Consider the following 23,460-nt stretch of genomic DNA (forward strand, 5'->3'; position numbering starts at 1 on the left):
TTGATTGCATTGCAATCACGGGAGATGAGTGATGGGCAGCGTGACGATCCGGGGACTCGACGATGCGGTGAAGCATAACGCCCGGTTGGCAGCGGCAGCCAACGGCCGCTCGCTGGAGGCCGAGCTGCGGGCGCTGTTGGAGCGGACTTATGCCGTCCAGCAAGACGAACGCGCCGCCCGCATCCGGGCGATGAGCGGGAAGGAGTTCGTCGCCCATCTGGTCAAGGTAGCTAACGGCGCCGGTGAAGGCGTGTTCGACGATAACGAAGACGGGTTCGAGGAATTCGACCTTTGATACTGGCCGACGCCAACCTGCTGAGCGAGACGAGCAGGCTTTGCCCGGAACCGAGCGTGTTGGTCTGGATTGAGGCGAATATGGAGCAGCTTCATCTGCCCGCTCCCGCCCTGTCCGAATTGCGCTACGGCTGTTCCAAATTGCCGCCATCGGCCAAGCGGCAGGAATTGGAAACATGGCTAGCCGATTTGCTGATCGAATTCGAAAACCGGATTCTGCCGTTCGATAAAAATGCTGCGGAAGCGCACGGTGTCCTTCGCGCACGGCTGAAAGCCGCAGGAAAGCCATGCCCCCCATCTGACAGCTATATCGCCGCCATTGCCCTGTCGCTCGCCTGCCCGCTGGCGACGCGCAATGTCCGCGATTTCGAATGGACCGGCGTGGAATTGATAAATCCGTGGGAGCCATAACCGGTCCATCCACACACACTCGACCGGCGACGACAGGGCCGGCGCCGATGACGAGGATGGATTTAATGTCGGTTCTTTTGGGCATACAGACTCTTGAAAGATGAGGAATCTAAACTAGGTGCGCGGCCAACTCCGGCGCCAAACGAAAAGAGCGAGCTCTTTCGGACACACTCGACAAGCTCAAGGTCGGTTTGGTCGCGGAACGGATTATTTTTCTTTAGAGGAACAGAAACATACTGGACGTGCGTCCAGCCATGATCGATCAAGAATTTTGCTTCACCGCAGCCCGCGAGAAGCGTCACTAGAAGATCGGCAGACCCGGTACTCAGCACAGGGTCGCTACCCTCTTTCCCCCCTTTGATGGGCCCGCCCGAATGATCCTCACCATCCACTATCGAGAAAACGAGAAGATCATTCCCACTGTCAAACGCCTGATCATATTTTGCTACGTCATCGTCCTTGGCGGAGCTTTCCGCGGCAGGCGCGCAACCAGCCAAGACAACGGGAAAAGCCAGAAACAGAAGAGGCGTAACAAGCCTCACTTCAGCCCACCCACAAACTTCTCGAACAGATAGAAGCTGTCCTGCGGCCCCGGACTCGCCTCGGGATGATATTGCACGCTGAACGCCTGCTTGCCCGTGATCGCGATGCCGCAGTTCGATCCGTCGAACAGGCTCTTGTGCGTTTCGACCACGCCCGCGGGCAAGGTCGATGCGTCGACCGCGAAGCCGTGGTTCATGCTGGTGATCTCGACCACGCCGTCGGCGAAATCGCCGCCGACGCGCTGCACCGGATGGTTCGCGCCGCGGTGGCCCTGGTGCATCTTCATGGTTCTAGCACCCGCCGCGAGGCCGAGCATCTGGTGGCCGAGGCAGATGCCGAAGATCGGGACGTCGCGCTCGAGCAACCCCTTGATCACCGGCACCGCATAGTCGCCCGTCGCCGCGGGGTCGCCGGGGCCGTTCGACAGGAACACGCCCGCGGGGTTGTGGCTCAGCACTTCGTCGAGGGTCGCGGTCGCGGGGACCACCGTGACGCGCGCGCCGGCCGCCACCAGGTTGCGGAAGATATTGTCCTTTGCGCCATAATCGATCGCGACGACATGGGGGCGCTCGCCACCGTCTTCGGTCGCATAGCCGTGGCCGAGCGTCCACGCGCCGCCGGTCCAGTCGCCCGTATCCGTCCGGCTGACCGCTTTCGCCAGGTCCATGCCCTCCAGCCCCGGCCAGCCGCGCGCCATTGCCAGCAACTCGTCCACGTCGAACACACCATCGGGGCTGTGCGCGATCACCCCGTTCGGGGCGCCGGCATCGCGGATGCGGCGGGTCAGCGCGCGGGTGTCGATGCCCGCAAGGCCGACCAGCCCCTCGGCCGCCATCCAGTCGGGCAGCGTCTGGGCGCTACGAAAATTGCTGGGCTGCGTCGGCAGTTCGCGCGTGATGCACCCGATGGCGGCGCGGCGTTCGCGCTCCATATCCTCTGCGTTCGCGCCGACATTTCCGATGTGCGGAAAGGTGAAGGTGATGATCTGCCCGGCATAGCTGGGGTCGGTCAGGATTTCCTGATATCCGGTCATCGCCGTGTTGAAACAAATCTCGCCGGCGCCCGCGCCGACCGCGCCATAACCGATGCCCCACAGGATCGTGCCGTCGGCAAGGACAAGAACGCCCGTCGCCCCGGAAGGCTGGGCTTTGGGCGCGGCGCTGGGCGCCACTGAGGGGTTGGCAGGTGCCATTCAACATGCTCCGGTCGGGGGGCTAAACGGCCGACCAACTAGGCGGCAAAAAAGTGATTCACAAGCTATCGGATTTCGAATTTTGCCGCTAGAGAGGGCCTTTCCGAAATTTGCAGCGCATGGGGACACGCATGATTCGCGATGACATCAAGGCTGCGCAGGTTGCCGCGATGAAAGCCGGCGACAAGGCGCGGCTCGGCACGATCCGGCTGATGCTGGCCAAGATCAAGGACCGCGACATCGAACTTCGCACCGGCACGGCGCCGGCCGACGATGACGTACTCGTCACCGACGTGCTCCAGAAAATGGTCAAGCAGCGCCGCGAATCGATCGCCATGTACGAACAGGGCGGCCGCCAGGAACTCGCCGACATCGAGGCTGCCGAAGTCACGGTGATCGAGGATTTCCTGCCCGCCCAGATGGACGAGGCCGAAGCAAAGGCGGCGATCGCCGCGATCGTCACCGAACTCGGCGCGTCGAGCGTCAAGGACATGGGCCGGGTGATGGCGGCGGTAAAGGAACGCCATGGTTCGCAGCTCGACATGAGCAAGGCATCGGGCTGGGTGAAGGGCGCGCTGAGCTAGGCCTCCAACATCGCGGCCGCGCCCCTGACCTTCCCCCAAAGCGGGAGGAGAATGGCGATGGCGGATTTGCTTCCCCCCTCCCGCTTGCGGGAGGGGTCGGGGGTGGGCATATCGCCCCATGATGGACGGACAGTTTCAACCGCGCGACACGCCGCGAGCACGGGAGCTGCGCAACAGCGCGGCGCCCGCCGAACGGGCGCTGTGGCGCCGCCTGTCCGGGCGCAAAGCCGGCGGCTGGAAATTCAGCCGCCAAATGCCGGTCGGCCCCTATTTTGCGGATTTCCTGTGCCGCGAGGCCCGATTGGTCGTCGAAGTTGATGGATATTCGCACGACATGCGCCAGGCCCATGACGAAAATCGGGACGATTGGCTGGCCCGGCACGGCTATCGCGTGCTGCGTTTCGCCAACCGCGATGTGATGGGGAATATTGAGGGCGTCGTGAACGAAATCAGCCGCATCCTTGGGCCCCTGCCCACCCCTAACCCCTCCCGCAAGCGGGAGGGGAACGTATGACCGCGGTCGCCGCCTTTGCCCGCCGTCGACGGCGGAAAGGCAATTAGATGGCCCTCTCCCCGCAATGGCTGGACGAACTGCGCGCGCGCATCACCCTGTCGACCCTCATCGGGCGGACGGTGAAGATCACCCGCGCCGGGCGCGAACACAAGGCGTGCTGCCCTTTCCATAACGAAAAGACGCCCAGCTTCACGATCAACGACGAAAAGGGCTTTTACCACTGCTTCGGCTGCGGCGCGCATGGCGACGCGATCCGCTGGATGACCGACCAGCGCGGGCTGTCGTTCATCGACGCGGTCAAGGAACTCGCGGGCGAAGCGGGGATGGAGGTTCCCGCCGCCGATCCGCGCGCCGCCAAAAAGGCCGAGGAACAGGCAAGCCTGCGCGACGTAACGCAGGCGGCCGCGCTGTGGTTCACGCAGCAATTGGACAGTTCGAACGGCGCCCCGGCGCGCAGCTATCTGGCGAAGCGCGGCATTTCGGAGGCGACACGCGCCGCCTTCGCCTTCGGCCTTGCCCCAGACAGCCGCAGCGCGCTGAAAGAGGCGCTGAAGAAATTCCCGACCGCGATGCTGGTCGAGGCGGGAATGCTGATCAAGGTCGACGACAAGGAACCTTACGACCGGTTCCGCGGCCGGTTGATGATCCCGATCCGCGACGCGCGCGGGCGCGTGATCGCCTTTGGCGGGCGCATTTTGGGCGATGGCGAGCCCAAATATCTGAACTCGCCCGACACCCCGCTGTTCGACAAGGGGCGCACGCTGTTCAACCTCGACAGGGCGAGCCCCGCGTCGCGCCAGACCAACCGGGTGATCGTCGTCGAAGGCTATATGGACGTGATCGCGCTGGCCGAGGCGGGAATTGCCGATGCGGTCGCCCCGCTTGGCACCGCGCTCACCGAAAACCAGCTTGGCATGTTGTGGCGGATGGTGCCGGTTCCCCTGCTCTGCTTCGACGGCGACGCGGCGGGACAAAAGGCGGCGATGCGCGCCGCGACGCGCGCGCTGCCGCTGCTGCGCCCCGGTTTCAGCCTTGCCTTTGCGACGCTCCCCGCCGGGCAGGATCCCGACGACCTCGTCCGCACCAAGGGCGCCGATGGCTTTGCCGCGATCCTGGAGGAGGCACAGCCGCTCGTCGATCGCCTGTGGGCGCATGAAGTGGCGGCGGGGCCGCTCGCCACCCCCGAAGAGCGCGCCGCGCTCAAAAGCCGCCTGCTCGCCCATGCCGATGCGATCGAGGATCCCGACGTGCGCCACCATTATCGCGAGGCGTTTCGCGAACGGCTCGACGGCCTGTTCGCGCGTGCGCGCCCCGAACGCGGCGGCCGCGTGCCCTGGGCGCCGCCGGGCGGGCGCGGCGGCGGCGGCCGGCGCTTTGCCGCCGACCCGCGACTGCAACCGCCGGTCGAAGAAACGCGCTCGATCGGACAGACGGGTATCGGCGCCCATTATGCGGCGGCGCTGATCGGCGGTTTGCTGCGCTATCCCGAGGCGCTCGGCCGCCATGAAGAGGCGCTGATCCGCCTTTCGGTCCCCGATTCCGCCGACGCCGAACTGCTGCGCCTGATGCTTGACATCGTCCCGGCCCACGAAGGGCTTGATTGCGAGGGGTTGCTTGCCATATTGGAGCCCATGAAAGTGTATAATAGGGCGACGACATTGCTCAGAGCCGACGGAATGCACTTCTCGTTCAACCGCAGGCTGGAAGAGGGCGAAGGGGCCGCTGCGGCGCGTGAAAGCGCGCTTCGCGACCTTGATGAATATATCGGCGTGCTGGTGACGCAGCCCGAAATCCGCGCCCGGCTTGCCGAGGCGACCGCGGATTTCCAGCGCACGATGGACGACGAAGGCCTGGCACGACAGCAAAAGCTGCGCGCCCTGGACGCAGAATTGACCCGCCGACTGGCCGCGCTGTCCGACAGCAGCCAGTTTTGATCCTTGTTATGCCCCGCAGGCAGGAAATTTGAATGGCCACCAACAACAACGCCGACACCGACGCGCCGCTGATCGACCTCAACGAAGCCGACGTCAAAAAGCTGATCGCGCGCGGCAAGAAGCGCGGATATCTGACCTATGACGAGCTGAACGAGGCGCTGCCGCAGGATCAGATGTCCTCCGAACAGATCGAGGACGTGATGTCGGCGATTTCGGACATGGGCATCAACATCGTCGAAAGCGACGAGGATGTTCAGGAAGAGGCCGAACAGGAAAGCGACGAAGAGGTCGATGTCAGCGCCGGTACCGGCTCGCTGTCGAACCCGGCGATCGAAAAGAAGAAGGAAACGGTCGACCGCACCGACGATCCGGTGCGCATGTACCTGCGCGAAATGGGCGCGGTCGAACTGCTGAGCCGCGAGGGCGAAATCGCGATCGCCAAGCGCATCGAGGCGGGCCGCGACACGATGATCCTTGGCCTGTGCGAAAGCCCGCTGACCTTCAACGCGATCATCGAATGGTCGAATGCGCTGAACAATGGCGACATGCAATTGCGCGAGATCGTCGATCTCGAGGCCATGCTGTCCAAGGACCCGGCGCCTGAAAACCTCGAGGATGAGGAAAGCGACGACGGCGAGATCAGCGAGAAGAATGCGGGCGTTTCGTTCAAGGACGACGACGAGGTCGAGGATGAGCCCGAGGCCGACGGCGACGACGAGGACGGCGAAGGATCGGCCAAGAAGCGTGAAAACTTCGAAGAAGACGAAGAAGATAATACGCTGAGCCTCGCGGCGATGGAGGAATTGCTCAAGCCCGACGCGCTCGAGAAATTCGCAAACATCACCAAGAGCTTCAAGGCCTTTTCCAAGCTTCAGGATTCGCGCCTCGAAGCACTGTCGGCGGGCGAGGAATTTCCCGCCGCGTCGGAAAAGAAATATCACAAGCTGCGCGAAGAGCTGACCGCGCAGGTCGAAAGCGTGCAGTTCCACGGCACGAAGATCGAATATCTGGTCGACCAGCTTTACAGCTACAACCGCCGCCTGACCGCGCTCGGCGGCCAGATGCTGCGCCTTGCCGAACGCCACAAGGTGCCGCGCAAATCCTTCCTCGACCATTATGTCGGGCGCGAACTCGAAGAAAACTGGCTGGAACAGGTCGGAAAGCTCGACAAGAAATGGGCGGCCTTCGCGGAAAATGAGGGCGCCGCGGTCGACCGCATCCGCATCGAGATCAGCGAAATCGCGCAGGCGGCGGGCATGAGCCTGACCGAATTCCGCCGCGTCGTGAACATGGTTCAAAAGGGCGAGCGCGAAGCGCGCATCGCGAAAAAGGAAATGGTCGAGGCGAACCTGCGCCTCGTCATCTCGATCGCCAAGAAATATACCAACCGCGGCCTGCAGTTCCTCGACCTTATTCAGGAAGGCAATATCGGCCTGATGAAGGCGGTCGACAAATTCGAATATCGCCGCGGTTATAAATTCTCGACCTATGCCACCTGGTGGATCCGCCAGGCGATCACCCGTTCGATCGCCGACCAGGCGCGCACCATCCGCATCCCCGTGCACATGATCGAAACGATCAACAAGCTGGTCCGGTGCAGCCGCCAGTTCCTGCACGAAAGCGGCCGCGAGCCGACGCCCGAGGAAATGGCCGAGCGCCTGTCGATGCCGCTCGAAAAGGTCCGCAAGGTGATGAAGATCGCCAAGGAGCCGATCTCCCTCGAAACACCGATCGGCGACGAGGAAGACAGCCACCTCGGCGATTTCATCGAGGACAAGAATGCCGTCATCCCGGTCGACGCCGCGGTGCAGTCGAACCTCAAGGAAACGGTGACGCGCGTTCTGGCCTCGCTCACCCCGCGCGAGGAGCGCGTTCTGCGCATGCGCTTCGGCATTGGCATGAACACCGACCATACGCTGGAAGAAGTCGGACAGCAGTTCAGCGTGACGCGCGAACGCATTCGTCAGATCGAAGCGAAAGCGCTGCGCAAGCTCAAGCATCCGTCGCGCAGCCGCAAGATGCGCAGCTTCCTCGACCAGTAATCGTCACCGACATTCGTCGAAAAATGCAGGCGTCCGGTCTAATCGGGCGCCTGCATTGCTATGCACGCTTGTAAAGACACGCCGTCCACCCAAATAGGGCGGCGCTCTCCCCCACCTCCCCGAGCGGCAAGCATGTTGAAACACTGGATTTGATGGCGCAATTTCCCGGATAGTGGGGATAATTCCCACAGAAGAAATGGGGGCGGCACCCCAATTTCGGAAAAACCGCCGGAAAACAGCCACTTTGAAAATTGGCACGCCCTTTGCGAAGCAAGGAGCACAAGCGCGGGGAGGTGCCCGCAGCCAAAAGGAAAGACATAATAATGGAAACCACCAATCTCTTCCGCCGCCGCGACACTTTCTTCGGTATCTGCGAGGCCGTGGGCCAGGATTTCGGTTTCAACCCGCTGTGGTTGCGACTGGCCTTCGTCCTTCCGCTCTTCTTCTTTCCCGTTCAGACCTTCGCCGGATATTTCGGCCTTGGCCTGGTCGTTCTCGCCTCGCGCCTGCTGTTCCCGGCAAAGGATGCGGCGAAGGCACAGGCCGCGGCAGCGCCGACAGCAACGCCTGCGTCGGCAGCAACCGAGGCGTCTGCCCCGGCGGCAGAACTGGCCATCGCGGCCTGACGTTCGCGCCCCGGCGGGGGCCGACAGGACAGTGGACCGGCCTCCCCCTCCCCGCCGGTCCCGTCCATCATCCCGCCCAAAAGAATATGGCGTTCCACTGGCGCCATTTCGGAAACCGGCAAGCTTCCCCGGGCTTGCCGGTTTCTTCTTGTCCGCACCGCCTGTCCCTTGCTGGCACAGCCTTTCCGCGAAATCCGGCGCCGCTTATAAACGCGACGTTTACGACACATGCTTATGACCGGTCGCTGGAATTTCATCGACCTGGGCGCTGCCCAGGGCCGTGTGCGAGGAAAATGCGTTGATCCAGTCGACACAGCCCCTGCCGCCATCGCGCGGCATCGCCGAAATGCTCGACACGCTGGTGGCCCATGACGGCACCGGCGCGCACCCCCACGTCCGCGCGGGCGAGTTGTCGAACGGACCGCAGGCGATGCGCAACCTTGCCGACGCGGTACATTTCCTCTGCCTGCTCCATGGCCGTCATCCCGGCGTCATCGACAGCGCGGCGCGCAAGGGCGTCGACGCGGCATCGCGGGCGTGGATGGAACAGGCCGCCGACGCCTTTGCCGAAGAACGCGCCTTCCTGTCGAAAATCGCCGCCGCGGTCGGCCCCGTGCCGAGCACCCAGGGCCAGGCCGAGTGCGAGGCCGCGGTCGCAGCACAGCGCAAGGCGCTCGACATGCTGGCCGAATCGGATCGTCACGGCTGCGCGGTGGGCGCCGCGATCGCACTGACGCTCGACTGGCGGACGATCCGCGTGCTGCTCGACATCTCCGCCGAACGGCTGGACATGACGCCGCAGCGCAGCACGCTTCCTGACCTGCGCGACACGGCGCGGCTTGCCTCGACGGTCGCCGACCGCCCGGCGATCGAACGCGCCATGATGTTCGGCGCCCAGCAATTGATTGCCCAGCACAATGGCCTGTGGGATCTGATGGCGGCGCGCGCCGCAGCCCGCGCGCACGGATAAGTCCCGCATCGGCCACATCGCTTCGCCCGCAGGCGAAGCGTGTCGCTTGCACCCTTCCCCGCCCCCGGCTATGCCCTTCCAGTTGACGTTCACGTTAAGGGAAAGGCTGTCTGCCCATGCGCTTCGAAGGAACCAGCGCCTATATTGCCACCGACGACCTCAAGGTCGCGGTCAACGCCGCGACGATGCTGCGCCGGCCGCTGCTGGTAAAGGGCGAACCCGGAACCGGCAAGACCGTGCTGGCCGAGGAAATCGCAAAGGCCTTTGACGCGCCGCTGATCACCTGGAACATCAAGTCGACGACCAAGGCGCAGCAGGGCCTGTACGAATATGACGCGGTCGCCCGGCTGCGCGACGGCCAGCTTGGCGAAGAGCGCGTCCACGACATCCGCAATTACATCAAGAAGGGCAAGCTGTGGGAAGCGTTCACCAGCCCCAAGCTTCCCGTCCTGCTGATCGACGAAATCGACAAGGCCGACATCGAATTTCCGAACGACCTGCTTCAGGAACTCGATCGCATGGCCTTTCATGTGTACGAAACCGACGAAACGATCACCGCGCGCGAACGCCCGATCGTCGTCATCACGTCGAACAATGAAAAGGAACTGCCCGACGCCTTTCTGCGTCGCTGTTTCTTCCACTATATCAAATTCCCCGACCGCGACACGATGGCGGACATCGTCGAGGTCCATTTCCCCGGCATCCAGAAAACACTGGTCAGCCGCGCGATGGACATTTTCTATGACGTGCGCGACGTGCCGGGGCTCAAGAAAAAGCCGTCGACCAGCGAACTGATCGACTGGCTGAAGCTGTTGCTGGCAGAGGACATGCCGCTCGAAGTGCTGCAGAACCGCGACGTCGGCAAGGCCATCCCGCCGCTTCACGGCGCATTGCTCAAGAATGAGCAGGATGTGATGCTGTTCGAAAAGCTCACCTTCATGGCCCGCCGCCAGGGAAGCTGAGCGATGACGCGCGTGCGCTGTGTCGTGGTGACGACCACCGTGGGAACCGGCCAAGAAGCCGACGCCATCGCCGAGGCGCTGGTCGCGGAGCGGCTTGCCGCCTGCGTCCAGGCGTGGCCGGTGGCCAGCCGCTATCGTTGGCAGGGGCAGGTCACACGCAGCGAGGAATTCCGGATCGAAGCGAAGACCAGCCCCGCCCAGGCGGGCGAACTCATTGAACGGATCGCGGCGCTCCATCCCTATGACCTGCCCGAAATCATCGCGGCCGAGGTCGAAACCTCCGCCGCCTATGCGGGCTGGGTCGAATCCGAAACCGACGCCGAATAACGGGGTACCGCCCGGCCGGCGTTACAGCTGATACGCCACTTCGACATCGCCCCAGCGGCGACCATTGATGATCGCCGGGGTATAGACGTTACGCACCGTCACATAGTTGGTGCCGTCGCCTTCCTGGCGATAGACCGACATGAAGAAGGATGCGTTGCTGCGCTTCGCGGCCGCGTCGGTGGTGTCGAACAGGATGCGCCCGTTGCGGCAGTGCGCCGTATCATGTTCCAGTTCGCCGGTCGGCGCGCGCGAACATTCCGAAATATGCGTCGGCAGAAACCCGTTCATGTCCGCCGCCGAAGACATTTTCAGATGCGGGTTCGATACCACCACCCGGTCGAACAACGGCCGCCAATTGACATCGGCCCAATCGGACAGGCTGGTGCGAAAGCGTTCGGGGTTCGAGCCCGGAACACGCACATAATTGGTGTCGAAAAGCTGCTCCATCGTCAACTCGCCCGCCGCGATCGCGGCTTCGGCGATCGCGACGAACTCATCGCGCACCCCGGCCGCCAGCTCGATGATCTCCGAATCGGCGGGACTGACGCCGGCGGAAAGCACCGCGTTGAACATGCGGTTCGACACATGTTCCATCGACAGGATCGAATCGCGGGTCGCGTTCAGCGTCGCGCCATTGCCGCGCACCGAATCGACGACCCGGTCGAGCGCGCCGCGGACCTTGGCGCCATTGGCATGAACCATCGCAGAGCTTTGCGCGATCCGGTCGCTCTGATCGTCGAGCATGGCGACCAGATGCGTCGCATCGTGCAGCGCGTCGGTGATCGTTTCGAACTGCGCCTCGGCCCGGCTCGACTGTTCGACCCCGGCCTGGATTTCGGCAACCAGCCCCCCGGCCTCTGCGGCCAGGCTGCCGATGCTGCGGCGAATCTCGTCGGTGGCTCCGCGCGTATTCTGCGCCAGCTTCTTCACCTCGGCCGCAACGACGGCGAAGGTACGCCCGGCATCGCCCGCGCGCTCGGCCTCGATCGCGGCGTTGAGCGCGAGCATGTTGGTCGTCTTCGCGATCGATTCGATCGACTGGCTGACCTGTTGCACCTGCTCCATCACTGCGGCGAAATTGGTGACATGTGTGCCGAGGCGCGTGACAAGGTCGATGACCGAGCGAAATTCGGTGACGGCCGCGTTGACGCGCTCGGCGCCGGTGTCGAGCTGTTCGCACGCGCGCGCCGACAGCAGCTTGGCCTCGTCGGTCGAATCGGCGATCTGGCGCTGGTCGGCCTCCAGGCTGACGACATATTCCTCCAGCCGTCCCAGCTCGACGATCTGGCGGTCCATCTGCTCGGTCGCGCGCTGAATACGCCCGGCCGCATCGCTGCACCCGACGGCCAGTTCGCCGCAGTCGCTGGCGACCGACTGGTCGAGTATCGCCGCCCCGGCATTGATCGGATCGAACTTCATGGCTGCACCCACGTCCTGAATGATCGAAAAGCTATGACCGACAATGGTTAACGAGCCGTCAATGGGTACCTGGCTGCTGGCGGCCGAAATGGGGTGGGAAGCGGATATATAGGAGTTGAGCTGGTTTCCCCTCCCGCGGGCGGGAGGGGCAGCGAAACTTGCGAACTTGTTCGCTAGTTGCAGCGGGGTGGGCAATCGCAACGTCGCTGCCCACCCCCCGCCCCCTCCCGCAAGCGGGAGGGGAGACAAGGTCGCAATCGGTCGCAACCGGTCGCAACCGGTCGCTAGCCGACGAACCTCCTTTTCCGTTCGTGTCGAGCGAAGTCGAGACACCCATCGATGCGGCGCCCGGCCCGCAGGGGCATCCCGACTTCGCTCGATGCGAACGGACCCGGGAGGCGGGCGGCAATCGCGCTAAATGTGACATTGTGGCGGGGGGAAGAGGAACCCCGCAAGGGAAAGTTGACCGCGCCCAGGGTCTTGGGCACCGCTTACGTTAAATCTATGCGCGAAACCTTGGTCCCGCCGCACGGCCCAGGTCCGCAATCCGTCAAAAGCGACCATCCCCAGAAAACTCTTTCCTAAAACGCACGGCAATGATCTACCCTGCCGGATGACGTTTTCGCTCGCCTCGCAGCCCTTCCCGCGGCCCCTTCATTTGCGCATCGCTAAAGCGACAAAGGAGACACTTTCGCGGCGCACGTCCGTATCCTTTGTCTCCTTAAGGCCGCATAAGGTCTCAAAACCCCCTCGCCCATGCGGGGCCTTTATGGCCTCGGCGCCGTCACCCTGCGCGGCGCTCATGCGATTTGTGCGTAAAGTTGCGCAGTTTTCCGCCACTTTTCTTCCCCGCTTCAACGTCGCTTTCCGTAAACGTAAAGTGATTGCACGAGCCGCGCCGACGCGATAGGTCTTTGCCATGCTTCTGGGCTTTCTCGACGAACTTCGCGCGGCGGGCATCCCCGCCAGTCTGAAAGAGCATCTTATGCTGCTCGAAGCGCTCGACCGCGAGGTGATCGACCGCACGCCCGAGCAATTCTATTACCTGTCCCGCGCGATCTATGTGAAGGACGAAGGCCTGCTCGATCGCTTCGACCAGGTGTTCAACAAGATCTTCAAGGGCCTGCTCACCGATTATGGTCAAAACCCGGTCGACGTTCCCGAAGAATGGCTAAAGGCGGTCGCCGAAAAATATCTCACGCCCGAGGAGATGGAGGCGATCAAGTCGCTCGGCGACTGGGACGAGATTATGGAGACGCTGAAAAAGCGGCTTGAGGAACAGCAAAAGCGTCATCAGGGCGGCAACAAGTGGATCGGGACCGGGGGCACCAGCCCCTATGGCAATTCGGGCTACAACCCCGAAGGCGTGCGGATCGGCGGCGAAAGCCGGCACAAGCGCGCGCTCAAGGTCTGGGAAAAGCGCGAGTTCCAGAACCTCGACAACACGAAGGAACTGGGCACCCGCAACATCAAGATCGCGCTGCGCCGCCTGCGCAAATTCGCGCGCGAGGGCGCGGCCGACGAGCTCGATATCAAGGGCACGATCGACGGCACCGCGCGGCAGGGCTGGCTCGACATCAAGATGCGCCCCGAACGGCGCAATGCGGTGAAGCTGCTATTGTTCCTCGACGTCGGCGGTTCGATGGACCCGTTCATCAAGCTTTGCGAGGAACTCTTCAGCGCCGCGACGACCGAGTTCAAAAATCTCGAATTCTTCTATTTCCACAATTGCCCGTATGAAGGCGTGTGGAAGGACAATAAGCGCCGCTGGTCCGAACGCCACCAGATGTGGGACATCCTCCATAAATATGGCCATGATTACAAGGTGATCTTCGTCGGCGACGCATCGATGTCGGCCTATGAAATCACCCATCCGGGCGGCAGCGTCGAACATTTCAACGAGGAATCGGGCGCGGTCTGGCTCCAGCGCATCACCCATGTCTATCCCGCCGCGGTGTGGCTGAACCCGGTGCCCGAGGCGCATTGGGGCTACACCCAGTCGGTGAAGCTGATCAAACAGCTGATGAACGACCGCATGTATCCGCTGACCCTCGCCGGGCTCGACGATGCGATGCGCGAATTGACGCGCAAGCATTGAGCGCTGCGGCCCACTTAGGCCGTGACGATTTCAGGCCCATCCCCTAATCCCGTTCGCATCGAGCGAAGTCGAGATGCCCATCGCTCGTACGCGCCCTCGGGGTGTCTCGACTTCGCTCGACACAAACGGATTTTTCCTGCCCCGCTGCGCTAGGCCCCCATGTTCGACCTCCCCCTCGTCACCATCCTGCTGCTGACCGGTTTTATCAACCTGATCGGCGCGCTCGCCTATGCGGCGCGGATCGCGGGCGTCCGCACGCGGCGGATCGCGATGTCCTTCGCGCTGTTCAACATCCTCGTGCTCTTTTCGCGCACCTCGAACAGCTTTTTGGGGCCGTTCCTCGCCAAGCGCATCGAGACGCGCATCCACGACGGCAGCGGCGGGCATCTGTTCCTCGACATGCAGCTGGTATTGGCGGCGGCGAGCGTCGCGACCTTGATCGGCATATTGCTGGTGCCGACGGGTCAGCGCATGTTCGCGGCGGCGATCGGCTGGTATCAGGACAATCGGTCGACGACGAAGCTCGCGTTGAAAGCCGCGAGCCCGAGTGGCCTCAAGACGCTGGGCCGATCGCTGACCCTTCCCAGCCTGTCGCACCTAAAAAATTGGAGGATGCCGAAAGGTATCGGCTGGGGGGTCCTGATCGCCAATTGCCTGGCGCAGTCGCTGCTCGCCGTTGGCGTCGTGGCGTCGCTCTATGCCGGCTATCTCGCCCCCGAATTTCGCGTCACCGCATCGCAGCTTTCGGCGCTGATCAATGGCTTTGCAACGATCCTGCTCTTCGCCTTCATCGACCCGCAATTGTCGGTGATGACCGACGACGCGGTCGAGGGGAAAGTCGACGAGGCCGATTTCCGCCGCGCGATCACCCTGATCTCGCTCAGCCGCCTTGCCGGCACGGTGCTTGCGCAGGCGCTGCTGCTGCCCGCCGCGGCGCTGATCGCGTGGGTCGCCATTTATGTCTGACGCGCCGCAGAATGGCATCGGCGGCCACAGCCGGTTTCACGCGGTCCGCGCGCGGCTGGAGGCCATGGCGGTCGAACCGGGGCCGCGCGGCTGGTTCCTCGAATTTCTGGTGTTCGGCTTCAAACAAGGGTGGGCGTGCCTGTTCGGCGGCCTGATGCTCGCCCTGCTGCTCGCCACGCATCTCTTCTGGCCCGCCGACGCGCCGATCCACCGTTATGACGCGATCACAATCGGCGCGATATTGATCCAACTCGGCATGCTCGCCTTTCGGCTCGAAACGCCAAGGGAAGCGCTCGTCATCCTGATCTTTCACATCGTCGGCACGGTGATGGAGCTGTTCAAAACCGCCGCAGGGTCATGGCAATATCCGGAAGCCAGCCTGCTTCATATCGGCGCGGTGCCGCTGTTTTCGGGCTTCATGTATGCCGCCGTTGGCAGCTATATCGCGCGCGTCTGGCGCATCTTCGATTTCCGCTACACCGATTATCCGCCATTGTTGGCGACATGGGCGCTGGCGGCGGCCATTTATGTCAATTTCTTCGCCCACCACTGGCTGTACGACATCCGCTGGGCCCTGTTCGCGGCGACGGCACTGCTTTTCTGGCGATGCCAGGTGTGGTTCCGGCCGCTGCACGTCCACCGCCGCATGCCGCTGCTGGTCGGATGGGGGCTGGTCGCGATCTTCATCTGGTTCGCCGAAAATATCGGCACCTTCGCGCGCGCCTGGACCTATCCGCATCAGGACGATGGATGGCAGATGGTCGGCATCGAAAAGCTGGGTAGCTGGTATCTGCTGATGATCATTTCGTTCGTGCTGGTCAGCCTGGTCCAGCGGCCGAAGGGGCCCGCGTCATGACATGGGGATTGGCGCTTTATCCGCTTTGCAGCGCCATAACGATCGCATGGGTGTCGGAATAAAAAGGCGTGCCCTCGATGACCAGCCCATCTTCGAAGCGCAGAACCTCGGCAAAAGGCTGAATCACCATCTTGTCATTCGCCCTCGCGACGAGGGTGATCGGCGCCGTCATAAACAGCGTATCCCCCGCGTATGTCGCGGTCATGTCGCCAAGGCTCATATCCGCCCAGATGTCGCCCATCGTGCGGATCAGCGCCGCGACGCCGTCAAGCCCGCACCAGTCCCCCGCGTAGGGCAGGGATGCGGGTTCGTGGACCACCACGTCCGGATGAAATACCTCCGCCAGACTGGCGATGCCGACCTCCCCGCGCATATATCGAAACTCGGCCTCGAACATCCTGTCGAGCAGGCTTTTCGCCTTCAGGTCATTTTCGGCAGTGGCGAGCATGGCAATCTCCGGAAAAAATGGGAGGCCGATGACTAGCGCCGTGACAGCATACCGCCGTCCCGTTTGTTGCGTTCAAAAATGCCTGGGCCATCGGCCGGGCTATTACCCGAACGGCTTGTCGATCGACGACGCGGGCTCGCTGAACCAGCGCGGACCGTCTTCGGTCATGTAAAAACAATCCTCGAGGCGGATGCCGAACTCGCCGGGAATATAGATTCCGGGCTCGTTCGAGAAGCACATGCCCGGTGCCAGCGGCGTCGTTTCGCCGCGCACAAGATTGACCGGCTCGTGCCCGTCGAGCCCGATGCCGTGTCCCGTACGATGCGACGTACCCGGCAGCTTGTATCCGGGGCCCCAGCCAAGGCTTTCATAATAGGCGCGCACCGCGTCATCGACCTTGCCCGCGGGGGTGCCGAGCTTTGCCGCGGCAAAGGCGACGTCCTGCCCCTTGCGCATCTGGTCCCAGACCTGCCGCTGGCGCGGGCTCGCCTTGCCGTAAACGAAGCTGCGCGAAATGTCGGATTGATAGCCGTGGACGGTCGCGCCGCAGTCCATCAGCACCACCTCGCCCTCCTTCACCGCCTGCGGCTTGCCCGATCCGTGCGGATAGGCGCTCGCCTCGCCGAGCAGGATGAGTTCGAACTCGCTGCGTCCCCCGAGCGCAATGGTCGCCGCCTTCATGATTCCGCCGATGTCGGCAGGCGTCATCCCGGCCTTGATACGCGGCGCCGTGTGTCGATAGGCCGCCATGCTGATGTCCGCGGCGACCTGCATGAGCGCTATTTCGGCCGCCGACTTGTGCATCCGGCAGCCGCGCACGACCGGCGCGCCATTGACAATCCGGGCGTCGGGCAAAGCCTTCTTGAGCCCGTCGACCGCGAAATAGCGCACCGTTTCCTCGACCGCGATCCTCCCGGCCGCGAAGCCGCGCCTGGCCAGCCAGGCCGCCACAGCGGCGAGCGGATTTTCATCTTCATCCCAGGTCAGCACGTCCGCCGTAACGCCCAGGCTTTCGCGCACCGATGGTTCTTCGAAAAAGGGCGTGACGATCGCGATCTCGCCTTCGCGCGTCAGCACCGCGGCGGTCAGCCGCTCGCTCCGCCACCATTCGATCCCCGTGAAATACACAAGGCTGGAACCTGGCTCGATCAACAGCGCAGCGATGTCGTGGCTGCGCATCAAGTCCGCTGCCTTGGCGATCCGGGCCGCGCGCTCTTCTCTACCGATGGGTACGGCCCCGGCCGCAAGATTGGGAAGGTCCGCGCTCTCTTCCGCCGCCCAGGCGGGCAAAATGGTCGCGAAACTCGCGGCGCCCGCCGCTCCGAAAAAATGCCGCCGCCGCATCATCCGCCATCCCTTCGTTCAATAGAGGAGAAGATCCGCAATCTCGTCCTGCCATGCATGCTCGTCGGGGCGCGCCGACGCATCGAGATCAGCCGCGCCCGCCCCGGCGTCATCGACCCATTCACGCAGGCCCGGGCCGCCGTTGATCACATCGATCGCAAGCACTTCGTCGGTATATTCATATTTGAAATCCAACCCGCGCCACAGCGGGTAGTCCGGATAGAGCGTGCGGATTGCCTTGAACCCCAGGGCCTGGACACGCCAGGGGCGAAAGGCGCGATGATCATACCACGGGCCCTCTGCGTGGATATGGACCCCGTTGTTGAGCGTGCCCGCATGTTTGTGAAAAGTGGGCTCGAACCAGATGTCGCGAAGCTTGCATCCCTGGAGCCATTGAGGTGCCAGGCGATACATCTCGGCGACAACTGCCCGTGCATCGATGTCCGGCGCGCCAAAGAGTTCAAGCGGGCGGGTCGTGCCGCGCCCTTCGCTCAAACTCGCTCCCTCGACCATCACCGTTCCGGCATAGGCGCGCGCCATGTTGACGTTGGGCGCATTGGGGCTGGGGTTGACCCAGACCCGCTCTGTCGGCCAGCCGAAACCCGGCCCGTCGGGCTGCCACCCCTCCATCGCGATCACCCGATAGTCGACATCAAGGTTGAAGTGGCGGATGAACCAATGCCCCATTTCGCCCATCGTCAGACCGTGACGCATGACCATCGGCCCGGCGCCGACGAAACTTTCCCAACCATTGAGCAGCCGCGTGCCTTCGACCGGGCGACCGGCGGGATTTGGGCGGTCGAGCACCCACACCGATTTCCCGTGCTGCGCCGCCGCTTCGAGCACGTACAGCAAGGTGGTGACATAGGTGTAGATGCGGCAGCCCAGATCCTGAAGATCGACCAGCATGACATCGAAGGTGTGCATCGATTGCCCGGTCGGGCGGCGCACATCGCCATATAGGCTAAAACATGGGACCCGATGCACCGGATCGGTAAAATCGGGCGACTCCATCATATTGTCCTGAAGGTCGCCGCGCACCCCATGTTGTGGGCCAAATACCGCCGTTACCTTAACCCCCGCACCGACGAGCGCGTCAAGGCTGTGCGCAAGGTTGGCGGTGATCGAGGCGGGATGCCCGAGCAGCGCGACGCGGCGCCCTTCCAGCTGTTTGCGCAAATCGGGGTCGGCGAGCAGGCGGTCGATGCCGAATTTCACTGTCATGGCGCGGGGGGTGCCCCAAGCGCGAGCCTAAAGCAATCGGGATGATGGAAATCGGGCTTCCCCGGCGGATGATGAAGGGCCCAATAGCTTTTCGTCCCATCGCGCTCCTCGATCACCGCCGATAGCGCCAACTTGCTGTCTTCTTCCGGGAAGATACCGGGTTCAACCCGCAGCGCATAATGATCCGCTCCCTTCTCGGCCGCCATGACCCAGGGCGCGAGTTCGTCGGGGTGCAGGAGTGCGCGATAATCGTCGAATTGATAGCAGGCCCAGCGGCCATCGGGCGCATAGTTGAATTCGGTATAGTCGGGCTCGCCCGCATCGGTCAGAAAGGCTTCGAAACAGCTGCTTTGCCACAGGCCATCGGTGGCCGCATCGGCGATGACCAACTCGCCCTCCCCCTGTGGCAGGAGCAACGCATCGATGTCGCCTTCGACCATGAAGCGAAGGGCGAAACCGTCCTCGAAGGACAGTTCGACATCGACCGCGACCGACCGCACCGCGACGGCCGGCGTATCGGGATGACAGATCAATTCCGCACGCATGCTACCCAAATCACAAACCCCATGCTAAGCGCCCCCCGCTTTCAAAGAGGCTATTATGACCAGTTACAAATCCGACCTGCTGCGCCTGCTCGACGAGCGAGGCTATATCCACCAGATGACCGACGCGGAAGGGCTCGATGCCCTCGCGGCGAAGCAGATCGTACCTGGCTATATCGGTTTCGACGCCACCGCGCCCAGCCTGCATGTCGGCAGCCTCGTGCAGATCATGATGCTGCGCCGCCTGCAACAAGCGGGGCACAAACCCATCGTGCTGATGGGTGGCGGAACGACGCGGATCGGCGATCCCACGGGACGCGACGAAAGCCGCAAGATGCTGTCGGACGAGACGATCAAGGCGAATATCGCGTCGATCTTCAGCATTTTCCAGCAATTTCTGACCTTTGGCGACGGCCCCACCGACGCGGTGATGGTCGACAATCACGACTGGCTGGGCCAGCTCGGCTATATCGAACTGCTACAGGAAGTTGGCACCCATTTCACGATCAACCGCATGCTGACCTTTGATTCGGTCAAGTTGCGGCTCGAGCGCGAACAGCCGATGACCTTCCTCGAATTCAATTACATGATCCTGCAGGGCTATGATTTCCGCCACTTGTCACGCGAGATGGGCGTGCGGTTGCAGATGGGCGGATCCGACCAGTGGGGCAATATCGTCAACGGCATGGAACTGGGCCGCCGCATGGACGGCGCCGAACTGTTCGGGCTGACGACTCCGTTGCTGACCACCGCCGCCGGCACCAAAATGGGCAAAACCGCCGCTGGGGCCGTCTGGCTAAATCCCGCGCAACTGTCCCATTTTGACTATTGGCAATATTGGCGGAACTGCGACGACCGCGACGTCGGCAAGTTTCTGCGGCTGTTCACCGACCTGCCGATGGACGAGATCGCGCGGCTCGAGGCGCTCGAAGGCGCCGAGATCAATGCGGCAAAGAAGATGCTCGCCGACGCGGCAACCGCGATGTGCCGCGGCGAAGACGCCGCACGGGTCGCGGCCGACACCGCCGCGCAAACCTTTGAAAAGGGGCAGATCGGCGGCGACCTTCCGCAGGTTTCGGCACCGGCGGAAGGCATCGGCATATTGAATGCGCTGCGCGAGCTTGGCTTTGCGGCCTCAAACAAAGAAGCGCGCCGCAAGCTCGATGAGGGCGCGGTGAAACTGAACGGTACGGTCGTGCGCGACCCGCAGCAGTTGATCCTGCCCGCCGACGAGCCAGCAACGCTATCGCTGGGATCGAAGAAACATGGGCTGGTGACGCGCTGATCCGCAAAACAGCGTTTACGCTTTCTTCAACACTGGCGTAGAACCTCCCCGGCCAAACCACAAAAGGTCCGGGACGTATGCGCAAGATTGATACCAGCAAGGCCCATTATAATGGGCTCGACCAGCGAATAGCGCCGCGCAGCGACGTCTATTGCCGCCTGCCATTTGTTATGCCCGATGGTCGGCAGGAAATGTGCACCTGCGTCAACATCAGCGCCGACGGTCTGCTGATGCGGTTCGAGCGCGGGCTGGAGCCGGGCGATCTCGTCGTATTCCGGATGCCGATCATCGGTCGTACGGCCGCGAAAGTGGTCTGGTCGCTGGGCGGCAAGACCGGCGTGCAGTTCGACAAATCGATCGATGTCGAGGACTATCTGCCGATGCTGCGCGCGATGGGCGCACGCGGCGACGTCAATTAGGAACGACCAGCACTCGGCCCTGGCGTAATTGCGCCTCGTGCTGCGACAGCGCGTGACCGGTTGGCGTAACCTGCATCATCCGCTCCGCAGCAACGGCACCGCGGCGTCGCGTTCGAAGAGATAGAGGCACAGGCGAACCGCCTCTCCGCGCGCTCCCGAAATCCCGCCGTCGCGTTCGATAAACAGCCGCGCATCATCATGCGCCACAGGAAGCAGGCGAACAAGCTGTTCGGGAGTCGCGAGGCGATAGTCGGCATCGCCCGACTGCTTCAGCCCCAATAGCTCGCCGCCGCCGCGCAGTTCGAGGTCCTTTTCCGCGATCAGAAACCCATCGTTCGTGTCGCGCATCAGCGCCAGCCGCTCGCGCGCCGTTTCCGACAGATTTTGCGAACGCAGCAGGAGGCATACCGATTTGGCGGTGCCGCGCCCGACCCGTCCGCGTAGCTGGTGGAGCTGGGCGAGGCCGAAATTTTCGGCATGTTCGACGATCATCAAGCTGGCGGCGGGGACATTGACCCCGACCTCGATCACCGTCGTCGCGACAAGGACGCCGATCTCGCCCGCTTCAAAGCGGGCCATCACCGCATCCTTGTCCACCCCCTTCATCCGGCCATGGACCAGCCCGACCGCATCGGTGCCAAAGCGTTCGCGTAGCAGCGCGGCACGATCCTCGGCCGCCGCAAGCTCGCTCGTCTCGCTTTCGGCAACAAGTGGACAGACCCAATAGGCCTGCGCGCCGCCAGCAAGGTGCCGGGAAAGCCCGTCGATTACCTCGTCAAGCCGATCGACCGACACAACGCGGGTATCGACTGGGGTGCGGCCCGGCGGCATTTCGTCGAGCCGCGACACATCCATTTCGCCATGATTGGCAAGCAGCAGGGTGCGCGGAATCGGGGTCGCGGTCATCACGAGCAGGTGAGGCGGCCGCGCGCCCTTGTCGGTGAGCATCAGCCGCTGAGCGACACCGAAGCGATGCTGTTCATCGACGACGACCAGCGCGAGGTCGCGGTACCCGACCGCTTCCTGAAAGATCGCGTGGGTACCGACCAATATGTCGATACTGCCATCGGCAAGCCCCATCAGCGTCGATTCCCGCGCCCGCCCCTTGTCGCGTCCGGTAAGGATCGCAAGATTGACCGGCAAGCCGCCGAGCATCGATTGCAACGTCGCAAAATGCTGGCGCGCCAAGATTTCGGTCGGGGCAAGCAGCGCGGCCTGCGTCCCCGCCTCGACCGCCGCCAGCATCGCGCGCAGCGCCACCAGCGTCTTGCCCGACCCGACATCACCCTGCAGCATGCGCAGCATCGGTGTGTCCTGCGCCATGTCGCCCGCGATCTCGCGCCCCACCCGTTCCTGCGCGCCGGTGAGACCAAAGGGCAGTTTGAGCGCATCGACGAGACGCCCGTCACCGCGGATCGCGCGCCCCTTGCGCGCCTTCAGTCCCTCGCGGATCAGCATCAACGCAACCTGGCTCGCGAAAATTTCGTCATAGGCGAGCCGGTCGCGCGCCGCCTCGTCGCGCGGGCTGGCATGCGCACGTTCCAAGGCGTCACGCCACGCGGGCCACCCCCGGCTAGCGAGCAGCGGCGCGTCGATCCATTCGGCAAGATCGGGTCGCCGCTCAAGCGCGATCGTCGCAAGCTGCGACAGCCGCGCGTTGGTGAGGCCTTCGGTCAGCGGATAGACGGGTTCGTGAACCGCGATCGCGCCTGCATCCCTGGGTTCGGCCACATGATCGGGATGGACGATCTGGCGCATGTCGCCATAAAGATCGAGGCGCCCGGACACCCGCCGCGCCTCCCCCAGCGGAAACAGCTTGCGCGCCAGCCCCGACGTCCGCCCGAAATAGACGAGCCGGACATGATCGCCCGCGCTGTCGAACGCCTCGACCCCAAAGGGCGCACGCGGAGAACGGCCGGGACGGTAATCCTGCGCAGTGACATCGACGATGATCGTCTGTCCGGCCTGCGCCTGATCGAGCCTGTCGACCGGCACGCGCGAAATGAGCCCGGTCGGCAGGTGAAAGAGGACATCGAGGACGCGATCGAGCCCGAGCCGGGTCAGTGGCTTTGCAAGCTGCGGCCCCACCCCCTTGAGGTCGGTGAGCGCGGCGAAGAGCGGATTGAGAATTTCTGGTCGCATATCGTCTCGATCAGCCCCGCAATTCCCCGCGCAATTTCAATCCAAAGGTCACGCTCCTCCCCTTCCTTTTGCCGCCGCCGGCCAGACAGGCGGGGCGTGTGCGTCGCAATGATCGAGGCGAGCGGATAGTCTGCGTCATCGCCAAAGGCTATCCCGCCGCGACAGCGTAAGACAGCAAAAAAACCGCATGGCCGAGCGCGCTTCCTTTCGGAGCAGGCATATCCTTGACGCACCGATGATGCAGCGGATTGAGTATTGCAGCTTGCATCGTTAGGGCGTGCTTAGTCCCCAACCCTGCACCTTGCCCTCTCCATCTCC

At 63.3% G+C, this 23,460-nt stretch carries 24 protein-coding genes; 15 read left to right on the forward strand and 9 right to left on the reverse strand.

The features are described 5' to 3' along the window. Positions 1-31: 31 nt before the first annotated feature. Both U0S50_RS07945 and U0S50_RS07950 read left to right on the forward strand, forming a co-directional pair. Positions 32-295: a FitA-like ribbon-helix-helix domain-containing protein gene (locus U0S50_RS07945; RefSeq protein ID WP_322308227.1), complete on the forward strand. Its 264-nt coding sequence runs from the start codon at positions 32-34 to the stop codon at positions 293-295. After that, a complete protein-coding gene (locus U0S50_RS07950) occupies positions 292-705 on the forward strand; it encodes a type II toxin-antitoxin system VapC family toxin (protein WP_322308228.1) in 414 nt (137 codons plus the stop codon). Before U0S50_RS07945 ends, U0S50_RS07950 begins: the two co-directional genes overlap by 4 nt. Positions 706-767: 62 nt before the next feature. Here the strand turns inward: U0S50_RS07950 and U0S50_RS07955 are convergent, their stop codons facing one another. Together U0S50_RS07955 and carA are read right to left on the reverse strand one after the other, a co-directional pair. Next, on the reverse strand, positions 768-1,247 hold the full coding sequence (locus tag U0S50_RS07955) for a hypothetical protein (RefSeq protein WP_322308229.1): 480 nt from the start codon (positions 1,245-1,247) through the stop codon (positions 768-770). Then, positions 1,244-2,440, reverse strand: coding sequence for a glutamine-hydrolyzing carbamoyl-phosphate synthase small subunit (gene carA, locus U0S50_RS07960; RefSeq protein WP_322308230.1), 1,197 nt, complete (start codon positions 2,438-2,440; stop codon positions 1,244-1,246). Before carA ends, U0S50_RS07955 begins: the two co-directional genes overlap by 4 nt. A gap of 131 nt (positions 2,441-2,571) precedes the next feature. Between carA and U0S50_RS07965 the strand changes: the two genes are divergently transcribed. The 8 genes from U0S50_RS07965 to cutA all read left to right on the forward strand — a co-directional run bounded on the left by U0S50_RS07965 (position 2,572) and on the right by cutA (position 10,399). After that, positions 2,572-3,024: a GatB/YqeY domain-containing protein gene (locus U0S50_RS07965; protein WP_322308231.1), complete on the forward strand. Its 453-nt coding sequence runs from the start codon at positions 2,572-2,574 to the stop codon at positions 3,022-3,024. Between the two features lie 118 nt (positions 3,025-3,142). Further along, positions 3,143-3,538 carry an endonuclease domain-containing protein gene (locus tag U0S50_RS07970; RefSeq protein ID WP_322308232.1) on the forward strand — a complete coding sequence of 132 codons (396 nt, stop codon included), beginning with the start codon at positions 3,143-3,145 and terminating at the stop codon, positions 3,536-3,538. 47 nt (positions 3,539-3,585) lie between these two features. Beyond that, positions 3,586-5,472 (forward strand): DNA primase, encoded by a 1,887-nt coding sequence (dnaG, locus tag U0S50_RS07975; RefSeq protein ID WP_322308233.1) that lies wholly within the window; start codon positions 3,586-3,588, stop codon positions 5,470-5,472. A gap of 32 nt (positions 5,473-5,504) precedes the next feature. After that, positions 5,505-7,514, forward strand: coding sequence for an RNA polymerase sigma factor RpoD (gene rpoD / locus U0S50_RS07980; protein WP_322308234.1), 2,010 nt, complete (start codon positions 5,505-5,507; stop codon positions 7,512-7,514). A gap of 323 nt (positions 7,515-7,837) precedes the next feature. Beyond that, a complete protein-coding gene (locus U0S50_RS07985; RefSeq protein WP_322308235.1) occupies positions 7,838-8,140 on the forward strand; it encodes a PspC domain-containing protein in 303 nt (100 codons plus the stop codon). Positions 8,141-8,438: 298 nt separating this feature from the next. Further along, complete coding sequence (locus U0S50_RS07990; protein WP_416194969.1) at positions 8,439-9,110, forward strand: DUF6975 family protein; 672 nt, start codon at positions 8,439-8,441, stop codon at positions 9,108-9,110. A 116-nt stretch (positions 9,111-9,226) separates the two neighbouring features. Next, entirely contained in the window at positions 9,227-10,072 is an 846-nt protein-coding gene (locus U0S50_RS07995) for a MoxR family ATPase (protein WP_322308236.1), read from the forward strand. 3 nt (positions 10,073-10,075) lie between these two features. Continuing rightward, positions 10,076-10,399 carry a divalent-cation tolerance protein CutA gene (cutA, locus tag U0S50_RS08000; protein ID WP_322308237.1) on the forward strand — a complete coding sequence of 108 codons (324 nt, stop codon included), beginning with the start codon at positions 10,076-10,078 and terminating at the stop codon, positions 10,397-10,399. A gap of 21 nt (positions 10,400-10,420) precedes the next feature. On the opposite strand, the gene U0S50_RS08005 is transcribed toward cutA, so the two are convergent. After that, entirely contained in the window at positions 10,421-11,818 is a 1,398-nt protein-coding gene (locus U0S50_RS08005) for a methyl-accepting chemotaxis protein (RefSeq protein ID WP_322308238.1), read from the reverse strand. Positions 11,819-12,472: 654 nt separating this feature from the next. After that, positions 12,473-12,739: a hypothetical protein gene (locus U0S50_RS08010; protein ID WP_322308239.1), complete on the reverse strand. Its 267-nt coding sequence runs from the start codon at positions 12,737-12,739 to the stop codon at positions 12,473-12,475. Between U0S50_RS08010 and U0S50_RS08015 the strand changes: the two genes are divergently transcribed. From U0S50_RS08015 to U0S50_RS08025, 3 genes are all read left to right on the forward strand, one after another. Further along, positions 12,738-13,916 carry a VWA domain-containing protein gene (locus U0S50_RS08015; protein ID WP_322308240.1) on the forward strand — a complete coding sequence of 393 codons (1,179 nt, stop codon included), beginning with the start codon at positions 12,738-12,740 and terminating at the stop codon, positions 13,914-13,916. The genes U0S50_RS08010 and U0S50_RS08015 overlap by 2 nt on opposite strands. A gap of 159 nt (positions 13,917-14,075) precedes the next feature. Continuing rightward, positions 14,076-14,882: a lipid II flippase Amj family protein gene (locus U0S50_RS08020; RefSeq protein WP_322308241.1), complete on the forward strand. Its 807-nt coding sequence runs from the start codon at positions 14,076-14,078 to the stop codon at positions 14,880-14,882. Then, positions 14,875-15,738, forward strand: a complete 864-nt coding sequence (locus tag U0S50_RS08025) for a DUF817 domain-containing protein (protein ID WP_322308242.1) — start codon at positions 14,875-14,877, stop codon at positions 15,736-15,738. Before U0S50_RS08020 ends, U0S50_RS08025 begins: the two co-directional genes overlap by 8 nt. A gap of 16 nt (positions 15,739-15,754) precedes the next feature. Here U0S50_RS08025 and U0S50_RS08030 read toward each other — a convergent pair whose 3' ends face one another. From U0S50_RS08030 to U0S50_RS08045, 4 genes are all read right to left on the reverse strand, one after another. Continuing rightward, on the reverse strand, positions 15,755-16,186 hold the full coding sequence (locus U0S50_RS08030; RefSeq protein ID WP_322308243.1) for a nuclear transport factor 2 family protein: 432 nt from the start codon (positions 16,184-16,186) through the stop codon (positions 15,755-15,757). A 102-nt stretch (positions 16,187-16,288) separates the two neighbouring features. Beyond that, entirely contained in the window at positions 16,289-17,530 is a 1,242-nt protein-coding gene (locus U0S50_RS08035) for a M24 family metallopeptidase (protein WP_416194973.1), read from the reverse strand. 18 nt (positions 17,531-17,548) lie between these two features. Next, the gene (locus tag U0S50_RS08040) at positions 17,549-18,748 is read right to left on the reverse strand and encodes a DUF1343 domain-containing protein (protein WP_322308280.1); all 1,200 of its coding nucleotides are present in this window, start codon (positions 18,746-18,748) and stop codon (positions 17,549-17,551) included. Positions 18,749-18,750: 2 nt separating this feature from the next. Continuing rightward, positions 18,751-19,299 carry a DOMON-like domain-containing protein gene (locus U0S50_RS08045; RefSeq protein ID WP_322308245.1) on the reverse strand — a complete coding sequence of 183 codons (549 nt, stop codon included), beginning with the start codon at positions 19,297-19,299 and terminating at the stop codon, positions 18,751-18,753. Between the two features lie 55 nt (positions 19,300-19,354). Here U0S50_RS08045 and tyrS point away from each other — a divergent pair, with 55 nt between their 5' ends. Together tyrS and U0S50_RS08055 are read left to right on the forward strand one after the other, a co-directional pair. Beyond that, complete coding sequence (tyrS, locus tag U0S50_RS08050; RefSeq protein WP_322308246.1) at positions 19,355-20,581, forward strand: tyrosine--tRNA ligase; 1,227 nt, start codon at positions 19,355-19,357, stop codon at positions 20,579-20,581. 77 nt (positions 20,582-20,658) lie between these two features. Next, on the forward strand, positions 20,659-21,000 hold the full coding sequence (locus tag U0S50_RS08055) for a PilZ domain-containing protein (RefSeq protein WP_322308247.1): 342 nt from the start codon (positions 20,659-20,661) through the stop codon (positions 20,998-21,000). Between the two features lie 75 nt (positions 21,001-21,075). Here the strand turns inward: U0S50_RS08055 and recG are convergent, their stop codons facing one another. Beyond that, entirely contained in the window at positions 21,076-23,142 is a 2,067-nt protein-coding gene (recG, locus tag U0S50_RS08060) for an ATP-dependent DNA helicase RecG (protein ID WP_322308248.1), read from the reverse strand. Positions 23,143-23,460: the final 318 nt, after the last annotated feature.

The organism is Sphingopyxis sp., assembly GCF_034380315.1.
GTDB lineage: Bacteria > Pseudomonadota > Alphaproteobacteria > Sphingomonadales > Sphingomonadaceae > Sphingopyxis.

Excerpts from the sequence above, each read along its gene's own strand:
- U0S50_RS07945 (WP_322308227.1), top strand. The coding sequence starts at position 32 with ATGGGCAGCGTGACGATCCGGGGACTCGACGATGCGGTGAAGCATAAC.
- carA (WP_322308230.1), bottom strand. The coding sequence starts at position 2,440 with ATGGCACCTGCCAACCCCTCAGTGGCGCCCAGCGCCGCGCCCAAAGCC.
- U0S50_RS07965 (WP_322308231.1), top strand. The coding sequence starts at position 2,572 with ATGATTCGCGATGACATCAAGGCTGCGCAGGTTGCCGCGATGAAAGCC.
- U0S50_RS07970 (WP_322308232.1), top strand. The coding sequence starts at position 3,143 with ATGATGGACGGACAGTTTCAACCGCGCGACACGCCGCGAGCACGGGAG.
- dnaG (WP_322308233.1), top strand. The coding sequence starts at position 3,586 with ATGGCCCTCTCCCCGCAATGGCTGGACGAACTGCGCGCGCGCATCACC.
- rpoD (WP_322308234.1), top strand. The coding sequence starts at position 5,505 with ATGGCCACCAACAACAACGCCGACACCGACGCGCCGCTGATCGACCTC.
- U0S50_RS07985 (WP_322308235.1), top strand. The coding sequence starts at position 7,838 with ATGGAAACCACCAATCTCTTCCGCCGCCGCGACACTTTCTTCGGTATC.
- U0S50_RS07995 (WP_322308236.1), top strand. The coding sequence starts at position 9,227 with ATGCGCTTCGAAGGAACCAGCGCCTATATTGCCACCGACGACCTCAAG.
- cutA (WP_322308237.1), top strand. The coding sequence starts at position 10,076 with ATGACGCGCGTGCGCTGTGTCGTGGTGACGACCACCGTGGGAACCGGC.
- U0S50_RS08005 (WP_322308238.1), bottom strand. The coding sequence starts at position 11,818 with ATGAAGTTCGATCCGATCAATGCCGGGGCGGCGATACTCGACCAGTCG.
- U0S50_RS08015 (WP_322308240.1), top strand. The coding sequence starts at position 12,738 with ATGCTTCTGGGCTTTCTCGACGAACTTCGCGCGGCGGGCATCCCCGCC.
- U0S50_RS08010 (WP_322308239.1), bottom strand. The coding sequence starts at position 12,739 with ATGGCAAAGACCTATCGCGTCGGCGCGGCTCGTGCAATCACTTTACGT.
- U0S50_RS08020 (WP_322308241.1), top strand. The coding sequence starts at position 14,076 with ATGTTCGACCTCCCCCTCGTCACCATCCTGCTGCTGACCGGTTTTATC.
- U0S50_RS08025 (WP_322308242.1), top strand. The coding sequence starts at position 14,875 with ATGTCTGACGCGCCGCAGAATGGCATCGGCGGCCACAGCCGGTTTCAC.
- U0S50_RS08030 (WP_322308243.1), bottom strand. The coding sequence starts at position 16,186 with ATGCTCGCCACTGCCGAAAATGACCTGAAGGCGAAAAGCCTGCTCGAC.
- U0S50_RS08035 (WP_416194973.1), bottom strand. The coding sequence starts at position 17,530 with ATGCGGCGGCGGCATTTTTTCGGAGCGGCGGGCGCCGCGAGTTTCGCG.
- U0S50_RS08045 (WP_322308245.1), bottom strand. The coding sequence starts at position 19,299 with ATGCGTGCGGAATTGATCTGTCATCCCGATACGCCGGCCGTCGCGGTG.
- tyrS (WP_322308246.1), top strand. The coding sequence starts at position 19,355 with ATGACCAGTTACAAATCCGACCTGCTGCGCCTGCTCGACGAGCGAGGC.
- U0S50_RS08055 (WP_322308247.1), top strand. The coding sequence starts at position 20,659 with ATGCGCAAGATTGATACCAGCAAGGCCCATTATAATGGGCTCGACCAG.
- recG (WP_322308248.1), bottom strand. The coding sequence starts at position 23,142 with ATGCGACCAGAAATTCTCAATCCGCTCTTCGCCGCGCTCACCGACCTC.